Below are 19,627 nucleotides of genomic sequence, written 5' to 3'. Positions count from 1 at the left end.
GCCAGCGCCGAGGAGGCACTCGATGGCGCAACCGGCCTCGTCAACGGCACGCCGGTCGGCATGCTGCCGAACCGGGATACGCCCGTGCCGGCGGTGCTGCTCAGGGCAGACCTGTGGGTCGCCGACGCCGTCTATTCGCCGCTGATCACACCGCTGCTTGCCGCAGCCCGAGACAAAGGCTCTCGGATCATGACCGGCCGCGAGCTCGCGATCTACCAGGCGGCGGACGCCTTCGAACTGTTCACCGGCCTTGCCCCCTCGACGGAAGTTATGGGAGAGGCTTTTGATGCCGTGATGGCTGCGCGCAGCGCCGCCTATCAGGCAGCTTGAGGCGAAGCGGCCGGATACAAGGCCGCTTGCAAAATTTGAAACGTGAGGAGACGACGATGAAATCAACGCTATTGGTGGGCGCGCTGCTCACCGCCGTGACGGCAACGAGCGCCCTTGCCCAGGCGATCAAGCTCGCCGATGTCGCCGAGCTCTCGGGCGGCGGCGCCACCGTCGGCACCAATTGGAAGAACGGCATCGACCTCGCGATCGAGGAGATCAACGCCAAGGGCGGCGTGCTCGGCCGCAAGCTCGAGGTCACCCACGCCGACTCGCAGTCCAACCCGGGTGTGGCACGTGCCCAGGTGCAGAAGGCGCTCGATGCCGAGCCCTATGTGCTGCTCGGGCCCGGCTATTCCGGCTCGGTGAAGGTCACAGCCCCGCTCGCGGCCGAAGCCGGCATCGCGCAGATCATGGGCGGCGAAGCCGCCGAACTGACGCAGGCCGGCAACAAGTTCCTGTTCCGCACCTCGTTCGGCCAACAATCATCGATGCCGAAAGTCGCAAAGTACATCCACGACGAGATGAAGGCGAAGACCGTCGCGGTGGTCTGGGTCAACAACGACTTTGGTCGCGGCGGGCGCGATGTCGTGGTCAAGGAGCTCGACCGGCTCGGCTCCAAGGTGGTCGCCGACCTCTCCACCGAAGCGGGCCAGGCCGATTTCGCCGCTGACGTCGGCAAGATCAAGGCTGCCAATCCCGATGCCGTCTTCGTCTATCTCAACGAAGAAGAGAGCGCGCGCATCCTGAAAGAGCTGAAGCGCCAGGGCGTCGCCGCGCCGCTGATGGGCGAGACCACGCTGATCGGCCAGAAGGTGATCGAGCTCGCGGGCGATGCCGCCAACGGCGCGCGCGGCCATGTCGGCCTCACCACCGATGCGCCGGTCGACCTGATCAAGGCGTTCCGCGAGAAGTTTTCCAAGAAGTACAATTACGTCCCCGACCACAACGGCCTGAAGGGCTATCTCGCCGTCTACATGGTGAAGGCCACCACCGAGAAGATGGGCAAGGTCGACCCGAAGAAGTTTGCCGACACGCTGCACGGCCTCACCATCAAGGCCGCGGACGAGCCGGGCATCCTGATGGACGTCACCTTCAGCGACACCGGCGACATCGACCGCCAGAGCTTTCTGGTCGAAGTGGTCGAAGGCAAGCAGGTCGTGAAGCAGGTGCTGCCGAAAGTGAAGTGAGCGACGCGGTCTTTCATCTCTCCTCTCCCTCTCCCCGTTCTTACGGGGCCGCGACGAGCTTCGCACGCGCTGAGAGGGTTGGGGTGAGGGCTGCTTCCGCAATGGCGGACAGTTGAATTCGCGGAGAGCGCCCCTCACCCCGCCCTCTCCCCGCAAGTGCGGGACGAGGAAGACGATAGAGCGGGGCGAGGGACACGAGAGGGGAAAATGTCCAACCTGTTCGATCTTCTGGTTGCGGGACTTGCCACCGGCGCGATCTATGCGCTGGTCGCGGTCGGCTTCACGCTGCTGTGGCAGACTTCGCAGACCATCAATTTCGCGCAAGGCGAGTTCGTGATGCTGCCGGCGTTCCTGATGCTGGCGGCGATGCATGCCGGCGCGCCGTTCTGGCTCGCGATCATCCTCGGCATCCTGCTTTCGATGATCCTGCTCGGCCTCGCCTTCAAGCTGCTGCTGGTCGACCCGATGATGCGCCACGGCGTGCTGCCGCTCGCGATTGCGACCATGGCGCTGGCGATCGGCCTCAAGGAAGCGGTGAAGCAGTTCTTCAGCGCCGAGGCCTCGCCATTCCCATCGGTCCTGCCGACCGGTGACATCTCCATCCTCGGCCACGCGGTGTCGCTGCAAAGCATCGGCGTGCTGGTCGTCGCCATCCTCGCCGTGCTCGGTCTGACCACGCTGCTCAACCGCACCTCGCTCGGACACCAGATGCAGGCTGCGGCGCAGAACCCGACGGTGGCACGCATCATCGGCGTCCCTGTCGAGCGCATGATCCTGCTGACCTTCCTGATCAACGCCTTCCTTGTCGCGTTGGCTTCGCTTCTGATCACGCCGATCTACCTTGCAAAGTTCTCCTCCGGCGAGGTGCTGGGCCAGGCGGCCTTCATCGCCGCGATCGTGGGCGGCTTCAACCAGGTGCGCGGCGCGATCGCGGGCGGCCTGTTGATCGGCGTGCTCGACAATCTCGCGGCTGCCTATGTCTCGACCCAGTACCGCGCCGCCGTGCCGATGATCTTCCTGATCGCGGTCATCCTGTTCCGGCCGCAGGGCCTGCTCGGCCGCGCCGAGGAGCGCACGGTATGAGCGGCTTCGCCAAACCCCTGAAGATCGCGCTCGGCCTCGCCGTCATCGCCGCGCTGATCATCGTCCCCATGAACTTCAACCGCTATGGCCTGTTCATCCTGAGCCAATGGGCAGTAATGAGCATCGCCGCGATGGGGCTCAACCTCACGCTCGGCTATGCCGGCCAGGTCTCGCTGGCCCAAGGTGCGTTCGTCGGCATCGGCGCCTATGCCTCCGCCATCATGACCACGCATGGCTGGCCGCTGCCGGCGGCGATCCTAGTCGCGATCGCCTTGAGCTTCGCCGTCGGCTGGGTGCTCGGCTATCCCGCGCTGCGCGTGCAGCACCATTACCTCGCTTTCGTCACGCTCGCCTTCTCCACCCTCGCATTCCTCGTGTTCCGCAACGAGAGCTGGCTGACCGGGGGCATCTACGGCATCTCCAACATCCCGCGCCCGCACATCTTCGGCCTCGCGACCAACAAGCCACTGCCGTTCTATTATGTCTGCCTCGGCTCGCTCGCGATCGTGTCGCTGGCGGTGTGGTGGCTGATCCGTTCGCCCTGGGGCCGCGCCTTCATGGCGCTGCGCGAGAACCCGCTGCGCGCGCAATCGCTCGGCATCGACACCCGCCGTTACACGCTGATGGCGTTCGCGATCGGCTCGGCGCTCGGCGGCGTCGCCGGCGCGCTCTATGCGCCGCTGACGCAATATATCGATCCGGTGCCGTTCAACCTGTCACTCTCGCTCGACCTGCTGATGATGGTGATCGTCGGCGGCGCCGGCTTCTATTTCGGTCCGTTCTTAGGGGCGATGATCGCGGTGCTGCTGCCGGAATGGCTGCGCTTCACCGAGGGCTATTATCTGATGCTCTATGCCGTGGCGGTGATGCTGCTGCTGATCTGGTCGCCGACCGGCATTCTGGGAATCCTCGACCGTTATCTTGCCGAACGCCGCACCAAGGCAGCGTCCGCGCTGCGCGCCGTCGCAAAATCCCGCCTGGAGACGGCGCAATGAGTGCGGTCCTCGAAGTCACCGGCATCAAGAAGAACTTTGGCGGCATCAGCGCCGTCGACGGCGTTTCGTTCGACGTGCGCGAGGGCGAGATCCTCGGCCTGATCGGGCCGAACGGCTGCGGCAAGTCGACCCTTTTCAACTGCATCCTCGGCCAGCTCACGCCATCAGGCGGCGAGGTCAAGCTCGACGGCAAGCTCGTCACCGGCCTGCGCCCCGCCGAACTCAACAAGCTCGGGGTCAGCCGTACCTTCCAGCTCCTTCAGGTCTTCCCGAAACTCTCGGTGCGCGAGAATTTGATCCTCGCCGGACAGGAGCATCAGGGCAACATGGCCTCGCGCCTGGTCGGCCGCTCCGATGCCGGACTGACGGAGGCCGCCAACCAGATGATCGGCTTCTTCAAGCTCGACCATCTCGCCGACGAGCCCGCGGGCGGGCTCTCCTACGGCCAGCAGAAGCTGCTCGACGCCGCCATGGCTTTCATGGGCGGACCGCGGCTGGTGCTGCTCGACGAGCCCGCGGGCGGCGTCAACCCGTCGATGCTGGCGGATCTGAAGGAGCGCCTGGTCGCGATCAACCGCGAGAAGAACGCCACCTTCGTCGTGATCGAGCACAACATGGAGTTCGTGATGTCGCTGTGCTCGCGCGTGATGGTGATGGCGGAAGGCAAGGTGCTGGCGATGGGACGGCCGGACGAGGTGCGCAAAAACCCCGCCGTGATCGAAGCCTATCTCGGACATTAGGAAGCCAACATGAGCGACCCGATCCTCTCGGTTCACAATCTCGTCGGCGGCTACGGCAAGATGACGATCCTGAACGGCACGAATTTCTCGGTGCCGCAGGCGACCATCACCACCATCATCGGCCCGAACGGCGCCGGCAAGTCCACCGTGTTCAAGGCGATCTTCGGCCTGTTGAAGCTGCGCGAGGGCAAGATCAGCTTTGGCGGCCGCGACGTCACCAATTTGAGCCAGCGCGCCTTGCTCAATGCCGGCATCTGCTACGTGCCGCAGGGCCGCAACATCTTTCCCGAACTGTCCGTGCGCCACAATATCGAGCTCGGCGGCGTCGCTGCCGGGAAGGGTCTCGACCTCCCAAGAAGGATCGAAGCCGCGCTCGACCTCTTCCCCGCGTTGCGACGCAAGTCGACGCAGCAGGCCTCGACGCTCTCGGGCGGCGAGCAGAAGCAGCTCGAGATCGCCCGCTCGCTGCTGCTCGAGCCGAAGCTGGTGCTGATCGACGAGCCCTCGATCGGCCTGTCGCCGCTGATGGTGCAGCAGACCTTCGACATCCTCAAAAGCTTGCGCGACCGCGGCGTCACGATCCTGATGATCGAGCAGAACGCGCGCTCGGCGCTGGAGATCTCCGATATCGGCATCGTGCTCGAGCTCGGCCAGACCCGCATGGTCGACGACGCCAGGCGCATCCTGAACGATCCGCGCATCGGGCAATTGTTCCTGGGCGGCGCCATGGAGGAGAGTGCGGCATGAGCGCGAAAATGCGCATCGCTGTTGCAGGTGCCGGCCTGATCGGCCGCCGCAACATTGAATTGATCGAGTCCTCCAAGGATTGCGCGCTCGCCGGCATCGCCGATCCCTCGCCAGCCGCGAAGGATTATGCACAGGCGCGTGGCGTGCATTGCTATGCAGACCACCGCGCCTTGCTGGCGCAGGAGAAGCCTGACGGCCTGATCATTGCCTCGCCCAACACGCTGCACCTGCCGATGGCGCTCGACTGCACTGAGGCGGGCGTGCCGGCCTTGATCGAGAAGCCGGTGACCGAGACGGTTGCCACCGCACAGCGCCTGTGCGCGGCCGTGAAACGTACCGGCGTGCCGATGCTGGTCGGCCACCACCGGCGACACAATCCCCTCATCAAGGCCGCACGCGAGACCGTGGCGGGCGGCAAGCTCGGCCAGCTCACCGCGGTGGTGGGACTCTGGTTGCTGAAGAAGCCCGACGACTATTTCGAAGTCGCATGGCGGCGCGAGCAAGGCGGCGGGCCACTGCTGATCAATCTCATCCATGACATCGACAATCTTCGCTTCGTTTGCGGCGAGATCGTCGAAGTTCAAGCGCTGACCTCGAACAAGATGCGCGGCTTCGCGGTTGAGGACACGGCCGCCCTCATTCTTCGCTTTGCCAATGGCGCGCTCGGAACCGTGACGGCGTCGGATGCGACGCCGGCGCCGTGGAGCTGGGAACTGACCGCCGGCGAGAATGCGGTCTATCCCAGGCAGGACCAGCCCTGCTACGTCTTCGCTGGCACCAATGGTTCGCTGTCGGTGCCTACCATGGAGCTGTGGTCGTATCGACAAGGTCCCGGCTGGCATGCGCCGCTGGTTCGCGAGCCCGTCGCACTCTCGGCTTACGATCCGCTCGTCGAGCAGCTCCGGCATTTTCTCGCCGTGATCGCGGGCCGCGAGCAGCCGCTGATCTCCGTCGAAGACGCGATGGCCACGCTCGCTGTCGTCGAGGCCGTCAGCGAGGCTGCGCGCACGAGCCAAAAAGTATCGCCGGGCCGGATCATGGAGCAAGCTGCATGAACAAGCGTTCGATCGCCACCGTCTCCCTCTCAGGCGCGCTCGACGAAAAGCTCCGCGCCATCGCGGCCGCGGGCTTCGACGCGGTCGAGATCTTCGAAAACGATCTGCTGTCGTTCGGCGCTGGCCCACGCGAGGTGGCGCAGCTGTGCAAGGATCTCAATCTCGAGATCTGCGCGTTCCAGCCGTTCCGCGATTTCGAGGGCATGCCCGAGCCGCAGCGCTCGCGCAATTTTTCCCGCGCGGAACGCAAGTTTGATCTAATGCAGGAGCTCGGCACCGATCTCCTGCTGATCTGCTCCAACGTCTCGCCCGCCTCGCTCGGCGGCATCGACCGAGCCGCCGACGATTTTCGCGAGTTGGGCGAACGCGCGGCCAAGCGCTCCTTGCGCGTCGGCTACGAAGCATTGGCCTGGGGAAGCCATGTCAACGACTATCGCGATGCCTGGGAGATCGTGCGGCGCGCCGATCATCCCGCGATCGGGATCATCCTCGATAGCTTTCACGCCTTGGCGCCGGGATTTCCGACGGGTGCGATGGCCTCGATCCCCGGCGACAAGATCTTTCTGGTGCAGCTTGCGGACGCGCCGAAGCTCGCGCTCGACATCCTGTCCTGGAGCCGGCACTTCCGGTCGTTTCCCGGTCAGGGCGATCTGCCGGTCGGCGAGTTCATGGCGGCGATCGCGGCGACCGGCTATGCCGGGCCGCTGTCGCTGGAGATCTTCAACGACCAGTTCCGCGCCGGCTCGGCCGCGCAGACCGCCATCGACGGCCTGCGCTCGCTGATCCTGCTGGAAGACCAGCTCGCACCGGACTGGCCGAAGCTCGTCCGCGAGCCGCTGGCGCCGAAGGCGAAGAGCCGCGGCACCGGGTTCATCGAGTTTGCCGTCAACGAGACCAAGGCCGGCGAGCTCGCCCACCTGTTCTCGCAACTCGGCTTCCGCAAGACCGGCGCGCATCGCAGCAAGGCGGTGGAGCGCTGGTCGCAGGGCAAGGTCGAGCTCGTCATCAATAGCGAGACCGACGGGTTCGCCCATTCCCACTATGTCACGCACGGCCCCGGCGTTTGCGCGATTGCGCTCGATGTCGACAATGCCGGCCTTGCCATGCAGCGTGCCGAGACGCTGAAGACGCGCACCTTTTACCAGCCGGTCGGGCCCGGTGAGCTCGAAATCCCGGCGATCCACGGCGTCGGCGGCAGCCTGCTCTATTTCCTCGATCAGGCCGGCAAGAACTGGGACACGGATTTCGAGCCTGTCACGAGCGATGCGGGCGCGGACGCGCTGCTCGCCGTCGATCATATCGCGCAGTCGATGCCCTATGACGAGATGTTGTCCTGGCTGCTGTTCTACACCGGCATCCTCGACCTGACGCGGCTACCGCAGATGGAGATCGCCGACCCCAGAGGTCTGGTGCAGAGCCAGGCCATCATCAACGCCGACCAGAGCCTGCGCTTCGTGCTCAACGGCTCCTCCGCCAACCGCACCCTGCCGGCGCGCTTCATCTCGGAGTTTTTTGGATCAGGCGTGCAGCACATCGCGTTCGCGTGCCGGGACATTTTTGCGACGGTCGCGGAGATGCGCCGGCGCGGCGCGGATTTCCTGGATATCCCTGACAACTACTATGACGACATCGAAGCCAAATACGACCTTGCGCCCGAGCTGATGGCGCAGCTGCGCGCCAACCACATCCTCTACGACCGCGAGGGCGACGGCGAGTTCTTCCAGGTCTACACCCACATCTTCGACGAGCGGTTCTTCTTCGAGATCGTCGAGCGGCGAGACTATCGGGGCTTTGGTGCCGCCAATGCCGGGATCAGGCTGGCGGCGCAGGCCCGCGAGGTACGGCCTGCGAGCATGCCGAGGGTGTAGGTGTCTCTTTCTCGCACGTCGTTCTCCTCATCGTCATTGCGAGGAGCCCTTGCGACGAAGCAATCCAGATTGCCTCCGCGGAGGGATTCTGGATTGCTTCGCTGCGCTCGCAATGACGGTGCGGAGGCTATCGAGGAACGTAGGGTGGGCAAAGGCGCGCTTGCGCCGTGCCCACCACCTCGCCAATTATGCGGTGCGAATGGTGGGCACGCTTCGCTTTGCCCACCCTAAGATACTTACAATTGAAGGGGCAGAAGAGCCCCCTCATCCGGTGGCCACACCGCACTCACTTCATCTTGCACTTGTCGTGGAAGCGATCCTGGTCGTTCTCGACGATGGTCGCGACCGTCTTCAGCGCGAGCTGGCCTTCGGCGTCCTTGACGACGTCCTGCAGATAGAAGCTCTGCACCGGGATGTGGTTGTTGCCGTATTTGAACGCGCCGCGCAGCGACTTGAAGTTGGCCTTCTCCATCTCGGCCTTCATCGCGTCCTTCTTGCTGGTGTCGCCCTTCACCGCGACCACCGCGCTGTTGATGAGCTGGGCGGCGTCGTAGGTCTGGGCGCCGTAATAGGTCGGACGCAGGCCGGTGTACTTCTTGCGGTAGTCGGCGACGAAGCGCTTGTTCTGCTCGTTGGGCAGGTCATTCACCCACTGCTGCGCGCCGGGAACGCCAAGCGCGTTCTCCTTCTGGAGCGGCAGCGACAGCTCGTCGACGGTGAAGGCGGTGTAGAGCGGCATCGTGCTCTTCAGGCCCGCCTGAGTATATTGGTTGAGGAACTGCACGCCGGCGGCGCCGGGGTAGAACACGAAGATCGACTCGGCGCCCGAGGCGCGGGCCTTGGAGAGCTCGGCGGAGAAGTCGAGCTGGCTCGGCCAGACCGTGTATTCCTCACCCTTGATCTCACCCTTGAAGGTGTTCTTGAGGCCCGCGAGCATGTCCTTGCCGGCCGCATAGTTCGGCCCGATCAGGAAGACGCTTTTGACGCCCTTCTGGTTCATGTAGAGGCCCATGGCCTGCGGCGTCTGGTCGTTCTGCCAGGAGGTCGAGAACACGTAGGGCGAGCAGAGCTCGCCGGCGAGCTGCGAGGGACCGGCATTGGCCGAGATCAGGAAGGTCTGCGAGTCCACCGCGGTCTTCAAGGAAGCCAGCAGCACGTTCGACCAGATGTAGCCGACGATGAAATCGACCTTGTCGGACTGCACCAGCTTCTCGGTCTTCTGCTTGCCGACGTCGGGCTTCTGCCCGTCGTCCTCGTAGATGACCTCGACCGGCTTGCCGTCCATCTTGCGGCCCATGTGGTCGAGCGCGAGCTCGAAGGAGTTGCGCATGTCGTTGCCGATCACGGCGGTCGGGCCGCTGAAGGTCGAGACGAAACCGATCTTGATGGTGTCGCCGGCGGATGCCTGATTTGCCAGCACCAGCGCCGCTGCGCCCGCCAGCCAGAATGCCGTCCTCATAACCACTCCCCTCCTTATTATTGAGCCCGCAAGCGGGGTGATCGCCGCCCCGGGTCGTCTCTATTGAACGCAAAATCCATCGAGCCGCCAATGGCTCAGCGCCTGCCCTGCACCATATTTCGCCCCAATCGGGGATGGCAAGAAATATAATTCTACTTACTTCGACCAAGGCTGCGGCGCTTTTTCGCGCCAAATCGATACATCGGGCCTATCTGGCGATTGATGACGGCTATTGGACCGCCGCACCCAATCCGCACTTAAATGAGCAGGAAGAGTCAGCGAGATTCGAGGGTACATCATGACCACGACACCGCACCGCGTCGTCATCGTCGGGGCCGGCTTCGGCGGGCTGGAGGCGACCTACCGGTTGGCAGGCACCCCGGTCGAGATCACGCTGATCGACCGCCGCAACCATCATCTGTTTCAGCCGCTGCTGTATCAGGTCGCGACCGCCTCGCTCGCGACCAGCGAGATCGCATGGCCGATCCGCCATCTCATGCGCGACAGACCGGAGGTGACGACGCTGTTCGCGACTGTCAGCGGCGTCGATGCGGCAAGGCGCTGCGTGCTGATCGACGACGGCAGCGAGGTGCCTTACGACACGCTGGTGCTGGCGACCGGCGCGCGTCACGCCTATTTCGGCCACGACGAATGGGAGCAGTGGGCGCCCGGCCTGAAGACGCTGGAGGACGGCACCACGCTGCGCCGGCACATCCTGGTGGCATTCGAGCGCGCCGAGCGGGAGACCGATCCGCAGAAGCGCGCGGCGCGGCTGACCTTCGTCATCGTCGGTGCCGGCCCCACCGGCGTCGAGCTCGCCGGCACCATCGCGGAGATGGCGCACCACACCTTGCCCGGCGATTTCCGCAACATCGACACGACCAAGGCGCGCGTCGTGCTGATTGAGGCGGGGCCGCGCGTGCTTGCGGGCTTTGCCGACGATCTCTCGGCCTATGCGCAGGCCTCACTGGAGAAAATCGGCGTTGAAGTCGTGCTGGGGCTGCCCGTGACCGAGATCAACCGCGAGGGTGTGGTGTTCGGCGGCAGACTGCTCGAGGCAAAGACACGGATCTGGGCCGCCGGCGTGCGCGCCTCGCCAGCTGCCGAGTGGCTGGGCGCACCTAGCGATCGCGCCGGACGCGTGCAGGTCGAAGACGACCTGACCATTCCTGGCCATCCCGAAATCTTTGCGATCGGCGATACCGTCAGCATCAACGCCTGGGAGGGCAAGCCGGTGCCGGGCACCGCGCCGGCCGCCAAGCAGCAGGGCCGCCATGTCGCCGAGACCATCAAGGCCCGCCTGCGCGGTGCTGCGACCGGCCCATTCCGCTACAAGCACGCCGGCAGCCTCGCCCAGATCGGCAAGCGGCTCGCCGTCATCGACTTCGGCCGCTTCAAGCTGCGCGGCACGATCGCGTGGTGGATCTGGGGCATCGCCCACATCTACTTCTTGATCGGCCTCCGCCACCGCCTCAGCGTTGCGCTCAGCTGGCTCTGGATCTACGCCCGGGATCAGCGGGCGGCGCGGCTGATCACGCAGGGAAGTAGCAAGGTGGTGTAGGGAGCCTCTCGTGTCCCGGACGCGGCGCGGCATGAAATGACGCGACGCAGAGCCGGACCCAGAAGCCATGGGCCCCGGCTCTGCAGCGCAGCGCTACGCGCTGCACTGCGTCCGGGGCACGAGACCTACTTCACCAGCTCGCAGCCGCCGTCTGCCAGCGGACGGAAGGCCTGCTCCGCGGGAATCGTCGAGACCAGCTTGTAGTAATCGTACGGGTATTTCGACTCCTCCGGCTTCTTCACCTCGAACAGGTACATCGGATGCACGACGCGGCCGTCCTGGCGGATGGTGGTGTCGCCGAACAGTCTGTCCTTGCCCCTGAACTTCTTCATCTCGGGCACGGCGTCCTTGGCATTGTCGCTGCCGGTGGCGGCAACCGCGTTGAGATAAGCGAGCGTCGAGGCATAGACCCCGGCCTGGTTGCCGCTCGGCATCTTGCCGTTCATGCCGGGCCGGGCGGCGAACCGCTTGGCAAAGGCGCGGGTGTCGTCGTTCATGTCCCAGTAGAAGGCCTCCATGAGCTGGAGGCCCTGCGCGACCTTGATGCCCATGCCGTGGATGTCGTTGATGAAGAGCAGGAAGGCGACGAGCCTCTGCCCGTTCTGCTGGATGCCGAACTCGGCGGCCTGCTTCACGGCGTTGATGGTGTCACCGCCGGCATTGGCAAGGCCGATCACCTGCGCTTTCGAACCCTGCGCCTGCAACAGGAAAGAGGCGAAGTCGGAGGTGCCGAGCGGATGTTTCGAGGAGCCCAGCACCTTGCCGCCGTGTCCTTCGATGTATTTCTGCGCCTCCGCCTCGATGCCCTTGCCGAGCGCATAGTCGACCGTGAGGAAATACCATTCCTTGCCGCCGCGCGACATCATCGCGGCTGCCGTGGTGTTGCCGGTCGCCCAGGCGTCGTTGACCCACTGGATGGTGTTGGGCGAACAGGCCTTGCCGGTGAGATCGGAGCTTGCGGTCGAGGAGGCCAGGAAGGTCATGCGGCTGTCGCGCAGCAGCGAGTTGATGGACAGACCGACCGCCGAATTCGGCACGTCGACGATGGCATCGACGCCTTCGACATCAAGCCATTTGCGCGCAATGGCATTGCCCACGTCAGCCTTGTTCTGGTGGTCGGCATAGACGATCTCGACCTTGATGCCTTTGCCGCCGCCGTTGAAATCCTCCGCCGCCATGCGCGCGGCTTCCACCGAGCCCATGCCGTTGGTGTCCTGGAAGATGCCGGAGATGTCGTTGAGCACGCCGACGCGCACGACATTGTCCGAGATCTCGGCGCTTGCCGCGCCGGACACCAGGCTTGCGGCCAGCGCAAGCGTCCACCTCAAGTTCTTCATCGTTCCCTCCCCTGTCTATTGGTTTTGCTTCCGGTCGCGTCAGGCCGGCGTGATCTTGACCGGCAGACTGTCGAGACCACGCAGCGTGTTGTTGAAGCGGCGCTTCGGCTCGCCGGTGATCTCGATCTTCGCAATGCGGCGCGCCAGCGCCGACAGCACCGTCTCACCCTCGAGCCGCGCCATGAGCTGCCCGACGCACATGTGAATGCCGGAGCCGTAGCCGACATGGCCGGAGGTACGGCGAGTGACGTCGTAACTATCAGGCTCGTCCCACCGGCGCGGATCGCGATTGGCCGCGGCGAGGAACATCAGGACCTTTTCGCCCTCGCCGATGGTCGCGCCGGAGAGCTCGACATCACGTGTCGTGGTGCGGAAGAACGTCTGCACCGGGCTTTCAAATCGCACCGCCTCCTCGAAGGCGTTGCGCGCCAATGTGAGATCAGCACGCAGGCGCTGCCATTGCTCCGGGAAGCGTGCGAGGCAATAGACGGCGGCGCCAATACCATTGACGGTGGTGTCGAGGCCGGCCGAGAGCAGCGAGCGAACCAGCAGCGGAGCTTCAGTCGCCGTAATCGCGTCCTCGTCGACGTGGGCGTGAATGCAGGCGCCGATGCCGCCGGGAGCGAGATTCTCCCGCTGACACTGTGCAGTGACGTAAGCCTGGTGCGGCGTCGAACGCGCGATCGCCTCCTGGCGCAACTCGTTCGGCGGGCCGAAGGCGTTGAACACAACGCTGGCATAAGGGATGAGATGTTCGCGGCCCTCCGGCCTCAGACCGAGCGCATCCGGAAAGATCGAGAGCGGATAGGCCTCCGCGAGATCCGTGATCGCGTCAAAGCTGCCCTTCTCCAGCAATTCGTCGACCCGCTGCTCGGCCGCTGCGGCAAAGCGCTCGCGCAGCCCCTTCATCACGGTGGGCGACAGCACCTTTGATAACACGGCGCGGGTGCGGGTGTGCGCCGGGGGATCGGCTTCGAGGATCAGGCTCGGCGGCCGCCACGGCGTCTCCTTCTTGAAGTCGGAGAGGCCGACGCCGCGGCTGGAGCAGAAGGTCGCGGGATCGTTCAGCACCGCATGGACCTCGGCATAGCGCGCCACGCCATAGACATTCCACTTGTCGAGATAGACGACCGGACCGGCCTCCCGCAGCCGCTGATGCGTGGGATAAGGGTCGGCAAAAAACTTCATGTCGAAGGGATCGACGTCGAGATGCGGAACGGCCGCGGATCCCGTCGCTGCCGGGGAGCCGGATGCGGTCATGGAAGACCTCCCTCATTTTGATCTTGTGAAAGAGCGGCGCATGCCCTTAGGTCTTTCGGCCCGCCGCGAGATAGAATCCCGATATGCCTGCGCCCTCGACCAGAGCCCGCCAAAAACCTGCGCTTAACGAGGCGGGACCGACGCTCGACCTCGACCGTTACGTCCCGGCGTTCGTCACCTTCATCGCCAACAAGCTCTCGAACAGCGCGACCGCGTTCTATCAGCGGCAGTTCGGCGTCAACGTCACGGAATGGCGGATCATGTCGCTGCTGGCGATCGAGCCCGGCATTCCGGCCTCGCGCATCTGCCACGTCATCGGGTTCGACAAGGGGCCGGTGAGCCGGACGCTGGCAGGCCTCGAGAAGCGTGGGCTGATCTCGATCCGCACCGACCCCAACGACGGCCGCACCCATTCGATCTCGCTGACGGCGAAGGGCCGCGCCACCCATGACAAGGTGATCGTTGCAGCACTCGAGCGCGAGCGGCGGCTGTTGTCCTGCCTCAGCAAGGACGAGCGCGAGGTGCTGATCGACCTGCTGCGCCGGCTGCACGAAAATCTCGGCGCGGTCACCGGCGGCACCGAGGCCTGACGGGTCGCGCCTCAAGCGCCACCTTCCGTCACGTCCGGACACTCGCCGGCATTTGCCGACGGCACCAGTTCTGCCGCGCATTTGTTTCCTCCAGAAAAGACGCAGCGGTTTGCCCGCCGTCATCCTAATCTGGAACGGTTCGCACAAATTAGTTGCTTAAGCAACAAAAGAATCGGCAGGATAATGCGGCAGGGTTGCTGGCGTAATGGGCGAGCTACTCGCCCCATCCTCCGTCATTGCGAGGTGCGCAGCGACGAAGCAATCCAGAGTCCTTCCGCGGAGACAGCCTGGATTGCTTCGTCGCTGCGCTCCTCGCGATGACGACGTGGAAAGAGCACGCCTAAACCGACTTATGCCCAACCGATCCATTCACCCGACGCATCGTCGTTCAACCGCGCCACCGCATCGGCGCGCCGCGTCAGCACGGCGCGCTGGTTGATGTAGCCCTTGTCGGTGATCTCGCCGCCATCGACCGACGGCGGCTCGGCGAGAAGCAGCGCGCGGGTGGCGTGACCGGAGGAGTTGGGGCCTTGCTGCCTGAGTTTCGCCAGGCCCTGCGCGATTGCGGTCCTGACCTTGTCATGCGCGAGCACCTCGTTCACGCCTGCCGTCTCGGGCAGACCGGCGTGGACGCGGCAGGCGACAACATTGGGAAACACCAGAAAGCGCGCCTCGTCGCCGCCATGACCGGACACGACGATGTCCTGCGCCAGCGGCGAGAGCGCCGCAATGCCGGCGACGCGCAGCGTGCCGACGCTGACCCAGGTGCCGGAATTGAGCTTGAAGTCTTCCGCGACACGGCCGTCGAAGAACAGGCCGCGCTCGGGCCTGCCGGTATCGGCAAGCTTGACGGCATCGCCGATCAGATAGAAGCCCTCTTCATCAAAAGCCTGCTTCGTCAGCTCCGGCGCCTTCCAATAGCCGGGCGTGACGTTCGGGCCGCGCACCCGCACCTCCAGCTTGTCGCCGGAGGTGACGAGTTTAAGCTCGGTGCCGGGGATGGGCACACCGATATTGCCGGAGCGTTCGGCGAGGAAATGGCAGTCGGTCGCGAGCGGCGAGGTTTCCGTCGAGCCCCAGGCCGAGACCATCGGCAGCGCGCGGCCGACGGTCTTGATCGAGAGTTCTTCCAGCGCGTCCCATAGATTCTGCGGCAGCGCCGCGCCGGCATAGAAGGCGAATTTCACCTCGCTGAAGAAGCGGCGGCGCAGTTCCTCGTCACCGCGCAGCGCCGCGATCAGCATGTCGAAGCCGCGCGGCACGTTGAAATACACCGTCGGCATCACGCTCTTCAGATTGGCCAGCGACGCCGCAAAGAGACCGGGCGCAGGCTTGCCGCCGTCGATATAGAGCGAGCCGCCGTTGCGCAGCACGAGATTGAAATTGTGATTGGCACCGAAGGTGTGGCTCCAGGGTAGCCAGTCAAGGATGACGAGATCCTCGCGCTTCTGCTCGAGAAAGATCCAGGTCTGCGCCTTGGCCTGCTGGCTCGAGGTCAGCATGCGCTGGGTGTTGATGACGGCCTTGGGCGTGCCGGTCGAGCCTGACGTGAACAGGAATTTTGCGATCGTGTCCGGCGTCACCGCGGCGAACGCCGTTGCAACGTCGGGGCTCTCCGGCGTTGCCGCAACAGTGCGGAAGGCGAGCGCACCGGCGTCATCCTCATGGCCGCTGATGATCCGCGCCCGGTGCAGCGGCGCGATGGCCTCCAGCGCCGCCGCGAAGGGTTTTATCGCAGAGACGTAGATCGCTCCCGGCTCGAGCAGCGTGATCATGCTCTTGAGCTTCTCGAAATCCCTGGACATCAGCGAATAGGCTGGCGAAATCGCGGCCGAGGGCACGCCGACATGCTGGGCAGCGAGCGCCAGCAGCGCGTGATCGATGCTGTTGTCCGAGAGGATCGCGAGCGGGCGCTCTGCGCTGAGGCCTTGCGCCAAAATCCAGGACGCCGCCGCCCGCACCTGGCGCAGGGCCTGGGCATATGTGACGGTGGTCCAGGGCGCATCGACATTGCCGCGCTCGGCAAGGAAGATCGCATCTGGCGTTTGCCGCGCCCATTGCTCCAGCCAGTCGCCGACGCAACGCGCGCCATCGCGCAACGGATCGGGCGAGCGCAGCACGATGCTGCCGTCGGCGCGATGCTCTGCGACGGTCCGCGGGCTTGCGAACAGGCCTGCAAGGTCACCGCGTGGGGCGACTGTCATGTGTTTCCTCCTCCGCCCGGATACGGGGATCGGCCGCAGCCTCATTCCGGGTTGCTTGGCCATAATGTTGGGCACGACAATTGTTGTCGTCAACAACAATCTTTCGCTTGGCTTGCCGAGGCGCTAAGGTTGCGCGGCAGGAGACCTGACGTGACAGCCAGTGCAGCCCGGGCCGACACCCGCCCCTCCCCACGCAAGCGCGCCGGCAACGGCGCGGCGCCTCGCGATATCGCCGACGATGTCGGCCTCGACGCCCTGGTCGGGCACGCGGGCTATGCGGTGCGGCGCTTCCAGATCTGGATCTTCCAGGACTTCATCAGGACGCTCGGCGATGTCGACATCCGGCCGACGCAATATTCGGTGCTGACGGTGGTCGGGGCCAATCCGGGCCTGTCGCAGATGGCCGTGGCAAAGCGCCTCGGCATCGAGCGCGCCCGGCTGGTGCATCTGCTCGACAGCCTCGAACTGCGCAAGCTGGTCAAGCGGGTCAAGTCGAAGGCGGACCGGCGCTCGCATGCGCTGCATCTCACCGCGCAGGGCGAGACGGCGCTAGCGAAGTTCAAGCGGCTCGCGGCCGAGCACGAGCGAAACGTCGAGGCGAAGATCGGCAAGGAAAACCGGGCCCACCTGCTCCGGATCCTTGCCGGCTTCACCTGATCTCGACTGCCCATGATTTGAGCAGATGCCCGTCACAGGGCGCTGCCGCGACCGTCCGCCCGCCTGCCGAAACATCCCCCAAGCCACTGATCACACGATAATATCCGGAGCAATCGGGCTGCCCGGATATTGTACACAATGGCACATCGCTTGCTTCACTCCGGGCGAGGACGAATTGCCGGAGTTTTGTAGCCATGGGGGCTGAGCAGCCTGAAACGATCGCCGCGATTGTGGCCGCGCATCGCGCGGGCACGCTGACGCCGGCGCAGACGGTCGCGCGGACCTATCGGCGCATCCGCGACCACAACGATCTCGCCATCTTCATCAGCCTGCGCGACGAGAAGGACGCCATCGCGGAGGCCGAAAAGCTTGCTGCGCGGACGGACGCCGCCAACCTGGCGCTTTATGGCGTGCCGGTTGCGGTGAAGGACAATATCGACGCGCTGGGATTTCCGACCACCGCGGCCTGCCCGGCCTTCTCCACCACGCCGGCACACGATTCGACCGCGGTGGCGCGCCTGCGTGCCGCCGGCGCCATCATCATCGGCAAGACCAATCTCGACCAGTTCGCAACCGGCCTCGTCGGCGTGCGATCGCCCTACGGCATTCCCAAGAATTCAGTCCGTGACGATCTGATTCCCGGCGGATCGAGCTCGGGCTCCGCCGTCGCCGTCGGCGCCGGCCTCGTGCCGCTGTCGCTGGGCACCGACACCGCCGGCTCGGGCCGCGTCCCGGCGATGCTCAACAACATCGTCGGGCTGAAGCCCAGCCTCGGCATGATCTCGAATGCGGGACTGGTGCCGGCCTGCCGTACGCTCGATTGCATCTCGGTGTTCGCACTGACGGTGGACGATGCCGCGCTCGCTCTGTCCGTGATGGCGGGGCCAGACTCGGCCGATCCGTTCTCGCGCGACCGGCCGCTGGGTGCGCTCACGCCGTTCACGGCAGGCTTGCGCCTCGGCGTGCCTCGCAACGGACAGTTGATCTTCTTCGGCGACAAAGCATCCGAAGCTGCCTACGCCGATACGCTGAAGCGCTGGACCGCACTTGGCGCCACGCTGGTCGAGTTCGACCTCGAGCCGTTCTACGAGACGGCGCGACTGCTCTATGAGGGCCCGTGGGTCGCCGAGCGCTATCTCGTGATCAAGGATCTGCTCGCTTCCGCGCCCGATACGATCCATCCCGTGACACGCGAGATCACCGCGGCGGGCGCGCGGCTGACGGCGGCCGAGACCTTTTCAGCGCTCTACCGCCTGCAGGGCCTGCGCAAGATCGCCGAGCGCACCTTTGCCAATATCGACGCGCTGGTGCTGCCGACGGCGCCGACGGCCTATACGACCGAGCAGGTGCTCGCCAATCCGATCGAGCTCAACAGCCGCCTTGGCACCTACACCAATTTCGTCAATCTGCTCGACCTCTGCGGTCTTGCCGTTCCGGCGTCGATGCGCGCCGACGGCATTCCGTTCGGCATCACGCTGCTCGCGCCTGCCGGACGCGATGCGATGCTGGCCAGCATCGGCCGTGTCTTCCATGCGGATACGAAGTTGGGTCTCGGCGCAAAGAGCGTGGTGCAAGCACCGCTCGCACCGTTGCCGGCGAGCAGCGGCGACGAGATCCCGATCGCCGTGGTCGGTGCGCATCTGTCCGGCATGGTGCTGAACGGCGAGTTGACCGCGCTGAACGGCCATCTGGTCGAGGCAACAAGGACGGCGCCGGACTACAAGCTCTACGCGCTCAAGACCACCCCGCCAAAGCCGGGCCTGCTTCGCGTCGAGGCAGGCAAGGGCGCCGCGATCGAGCTGGAGATATGGTCGCTGTCGTCGTCCGCCTTCGGCAAGTTCGTCAATGCGATCCCCGCGCCGATGGCGATCGGCACGGTGCGGCTTGCGGATGGCCGCAGCGTGAAGGGATTTCTGGTCGAACCCGAGGTGCTGGGCGACGCGCGGGATATCACGACGTTTGGGGGATGGCGGAAGTATATGGCGGATACCGCAACAAAATAGGTCTCGTAGGGTGGGCAAAGCGAAGCGTGCCCACGATCTCGTCCTTCACGAAAAGAACGTGGGCACGGCGCTTTGCGCCTTTGCCCACCCTACGGCACCGAGCGCGTCGGCCTACACCGACACCGCGTAGATTTCGTACTCGCCGCGTACCAGCTCGATATGCGCGCGCATCGCGGCAGCGGCGCCCTGCTTGTCGCCGCGCATGATGGCGACGACGACGCGGTCGTGCTCGGCTTGCGATTTGGCGAGACGTCCGAGGTTGCGGAACTGGGCGCGGCGGAACGGCTGCACGCGCACGCGCGTCGCCAGCGTGATCTCGGCGATGTAGCCGTTCTGCGATCCGGCATAGATCGCATTGTGGAAGCGCTCGTTGACCTCGTGAAAGCGGTCGGGATTGCCGGTGTAGCTCAGCACCCGCAACTCCTCGTGGATGGCCTCCAGGCCGTGGCGCTCGGCCGCGGACATCCGCTCGGCGGCGAGCCCTGCGCACAGCGCCTCGAGCTCGGCCATCGCCTCGAACATGCTCTTGAGACGCTCGATCGAGGGCTGCG

16 protein-coding genes and 1 pseudogene are annotated in these 19,627 nt (G+C 65.1%); 12 read left to right on the top strand and 5 right to left on the bottom strand.

Going from position 1 to position 19,627, the window contains the following annotated elements; all coding sequences use genetic code 11:
- The 8 genes and pseudogenes from MOV74_RS10935 to MOV74_RS10900 all read left to right on the top strand — a co-directional run.
- Window positions 1–330: pseudogene (locus tag MOV74_RS10935) on the top strand (shikimate dehydrogenase); the annotation flags it as partial.
- Window positions 331–386: 56 nt separating this feature from the next.
- Window positions 387–1,517, top strand: a complete 1,131-nt coding sequence (locus MOV74_RS10930; RefSeq protein WP_246921348.1) for an ABC transporter substrate-binding protein — start codon at window positions 387–389, stop codon at window positions 1,515–1,517.
- A gap of 207 nt (window positions 1,518–1,724) precedes the next feature.
- On the top strand, window positions 1,725–2,600 hold the full coding sequence (locus tag MOV74_RS10925) for a branched-chain amino acid ABC transporter permease (protein WP_246921345.1): 876 nt from the start codon (window positions 1,725–1,727) through the stop codon (window positions 2,598–2,600).
- A complete protein-coding gene (locus tag MOV74_RS10920; protein WP_246921343.1) occupies window positions 2,597–3,595 on the top strand; it encodes a branched-chain amino acid ABC transporter permease in 999 nt (332 codons plus the stop codon). Before MOV74_RS10925 ends, MOV74_RS10920 begins: the two co-directional genes overlap by 4 nt.
- Window positions 3,592–4,335 carry an ABC transporter ATP-binding protein gene (locus MOV74_RS10915; protein ID WP_246921341.1) on the top strand — a complete coding sequence of 248 codons (744 nt, stop codon included), beginning with the start codon at window positions 3,592–3,594 and terminating at the stop codon, window positions 4,333–4,335. Before MOV74_RS10920 ends, MOV74_RS10915 begins: the two co-directional genes overlap by 4 nt.
- Window positions 4,336–4,344: 9 nt before the next feature.
- Window positions 4,345–5,082: an ABC transporter ATP-binding protein gene (locus MOV74_RS10910; RefSeq protein WP_246921339.1), complete on the top strand. Its 738-nt coding sequence runs from the start codon at window positions 4,345–4,347 to the stop codon at window positions 5,080–5,082.
- Window positions 5,079–6,137 carry a Gfo/Idh/MocA family protein gene (locus MOV74_RS10905; protein ID WP_246921337.1) on the top strand — a complete coding sequence of 353 codons (1,059 nt, stop codon included), beginning with the start codon at window positions 5,079–5,081 and terminating at the stop codon, window positions 6,135–6,137. The genes MOV74_RS10910 and MOV74_RS10905 overlap by 4 nt, the downstream gene beginning before the upstream one ends.
- Window positions 6,134–8,005 (top strand): bifunctional sugar phosphate isomerase/epimerase/4-hydroxyphenylpyruvate dioxygenase family protein, encoded by a 1,872-nt coding sequence (locus MOV74_RS10900; protein WP_246921335.1) that lies wholly within the window; start codon window positions 6,134–6,136, stop codon window positions 8,003–8,005. The genes MOV74_RS10905 and MOV74_RS10900 overlap by 4 nt, the downstream gene beginning before the upstream one ends.
- A gap of 286 nt (window positions 8,006–8,291) precedes the next feature.
- On the opposite strand, the gene MOV74_RS10895 is transcribed toward MOV74_RS10900, so the two are convergent.
- Window positions 8,292–9,464 (bottom strand): ABC transporter substrate-binding protein, encoded by a 1,173-nt coding sequence (locus MOV74_RS10895; RefSeq protein ID WP_246921333.1) that lies wholly within the window; start codon window positions 9,462–9,464, stop codon window positions 8,292–8,294.
- Between the two features lie 298 nt (window positions 9,465–9,762).
- Here MOV74_RS10895 and MOV74_RS10890 point away from each other — a divergent pair, with 298 nt between their 5' ends.
- Complete coding sequence (locus MOV74_RS10890) at window positions 9,763–11,025, top strand: NAD(P)/FAD-dependent oxidoreductase (RefSeq protein WP_246921331.1); 1,263 nt, start codon at window positions 9,763–9,765, stop codon at window positions 11,023–11,025.
- A gap of 125 nt (window positions 11,026–11,150) precedes the next feature.
- On the opposite strand, the gene MOV74_RS10885 is transcribed toward MOV74_RS10890, so the two are convergent.
- Together MOV74_RS10885 and MOV74_RS10880 are read right to left on the bottom strand one after the other, a co-directional pair.
- Window positions 11,151–12,362 (bottom strand): ABC transporter substrate-binding protein, encoded by a 1,212-nt coding sequence (locus MOV74_RS10885; protein WP_246921328.1) that lies wholly within the window; start codon window positions 12,360–12,362, stop codon window positions 11,151–11,153.
- A gap of 39 nt (window positions 12,363–12,401) precedes the next feature.
- Window positions 12,402–13,622 (bottom strand): cytochrome P450, encoded by a 1,221-nt coding sequence (locus MOV74_RS10880; RefSeq protein ID WP_246921325.1) that lies wholly within the window; start codon window positions 13,620–13,622, stop codon window positions 12,402–12,404.
- A gap of 83 nt (window positions 13,623–13,705) precedes the next feature.
- On the opposite strand from MOV74_RS10880, the gene MOV74_RS10875 reads away from it, so the two are divergent.
- Complete coding sequence (locus MOV74_RS10875; RefSeq protein WP_246921323.1) at window positions 13,706–14,212, top strand: MarR family winged helix-turn-helix transcriptional regulator; 507 nt, start codon at window positions 13,706–13,708, stop codon at window positions 14,210–14,212.
- 350 nt (window positions 14,213–14,562) lie between these two features.
- Here MOV74_RS10875 and MOV74_RS10870 read toward each other — a convergent pair whose 3' ends face one another.
- The gene (locus MOV74_RS10870) at window positions 14,563–16,416 is read right to left on the bottom strand and encodes a feruloyl-CoA synthase (protein WP_246921321.1); all 1,854 of its coding nucleotides are present in this window, start codon (window positions 16,414–16,416) and stop codon (window positions 14,563–14,565) included.
- Window positions 16,417–16,566: 150 nt separating this feature from the next.
- Here MOV74_RS10870 and MOV74_RS10865 point away from each other — a divergent pair, with 150 nt between their 5' ends.
- Both MOV74_RS10865 and atzF read left to right on the top strand, forming a co-directional pair.
- A complete protein-coding gene (locus MOV74_RS10865; RefSeq protein WP_246921319.1) occupies window positions 16,567–17,073 on the top strand; it encodes a MarR family winged helix-turn-helix transcriptional regulator in 507 nt (168 codons plus the stop codon).
- A gap of 194 nt (window positions 17,074–17,267) precedes the next feature.
- Window positions 17,268–19,076, top strand: a complete 1,809-nt coding sequence (gene atzF, locus MOV74_RS10860; RefSeq protein ID WP_246921317.1) for an allophanate hydrolase — start codon at window positions 17,268–17,270, stop codon at window positions 19,074–19,076.
- A gap of 111 nt (window positions 19,077–19,187) precedes the next feature.
- Here atzF and MOV74_RS10855 read toward each other — a convergent pair.
- Window positions 19,188–19,627 (bottom strand): GntR family transcriptional regulator (locus MOV74_RS10855; RefSeq protein ID WP_246921315.1); only part of this gene is annotated, 440 nt, incomplete at its 5' end.

This window comes from Bradyrhizobium sp. SHOUNA76, assembly GCF_023006445.1.
Classification (GTDB): Bacteria; Pseudomonadota; Alphaproteobacteria; order Rhizobiales; family Xanthobacteraceae; genus Bradyrhizobium.
This window is presented reverse-complemented; position numbering and strand designations above follow the sequence as displayed.

Coding starts and splice junctions, on each gene's coding strand:
- atzF (WP_246921317.1), top strand. CDS start 17,268: ATGGGGGCTGAGCAGCCTGAAACGATCGCCGCGATTGTGGCCGCGCAT.
- MOV74_RS10875 (WP_246921323.1), top strand. CDS start 13,706: ATGCCTGCGCCCTCGACCAGAGCCCGCCAAAAACCTGCGCTTAACGAG.
- MOV74_RS10915 (WP_246921341.1), top strand. CDS start 3,592: ATGAGTGCGGTCCTCGAAGTCACCGGCATCAAGAAGAACTTTGGCGGC.
- MOV74_RS10880 (WP_246921325.1), bottom strand. CDS start 13,622: ATGACCGCATCCGGCTCCCCGGCAGCGACGGGATCCGCGGCCGTTCCG.
- MOV74_RS10925 (WP_246921345.1), top strand. CDS start 1,725: ATGTCCAACCTGTTCGATCTTCTGGTTGCGGGACTTGCCACCGGCGCG.
- MOV74_RS10890 (WP_246921331.1), top strand. CDS start 9,763: ATGACCACGACACCGCACCGCGTCGTCATCGTCGGGGCCGGCTTCGGC.
- MOV74_RS10910 (WP_246921339.1), top strand. CDS start 4,345: ATGAGCGACCCGATCCTCTCGGTTCACAATCTCGTCGGCGGCTACGGC.
- MOV74_RS10920 (WP_246921343.1), top strand. CDS start 2,597: ATGAGCGGCTTCGCCAAACCCCTGAAGATCGCGCTCGGCCTCGCCGTC.
- MOV74_RS10905 (WP_246921337.1), top strand. CDS start 5,079: ATGAGCGCGAAAATGCGCATCGCTGTTGCAGGTGCCGGCCTGATCGGC.
- MOV74_RS10885 (WP_246921328.1), bottom strand. CDS start 12,362: ATGAAGAACTTGAGGTGGACGCTTGCGCTGGCCGCAAGCCTGGTGTCC.
- MOV74_RS10870 (WP_246921321.1), bottom strand. CDS start 16,416: ATGACAGTCGCCCCACGCGGTGACCTTGCAGGCCTGTTCGCAAGCCCG.
- MOV74_RS10900 (WP_246921335.1), top strand. CDS start 6,134: ATGAACAAGCGTTCGATCGCCACCGTCTCCCTCTCAGGCGCGCTCGAC.
- MOV74_RS10895 (WP_246921333.1), bottom strand. CDS start 9,464: ATGAGGACGGCATTCTGGCTGGCGGGCGCAGCGGCGCTGGTGCTGGCA.
- MOV74_RS10930 (WP_246921348.1), top strand. CDS start 387: ATGAAATCAACGCTATTGGTGGGCGCGCTGCTCACCGCCGTGACGGCA.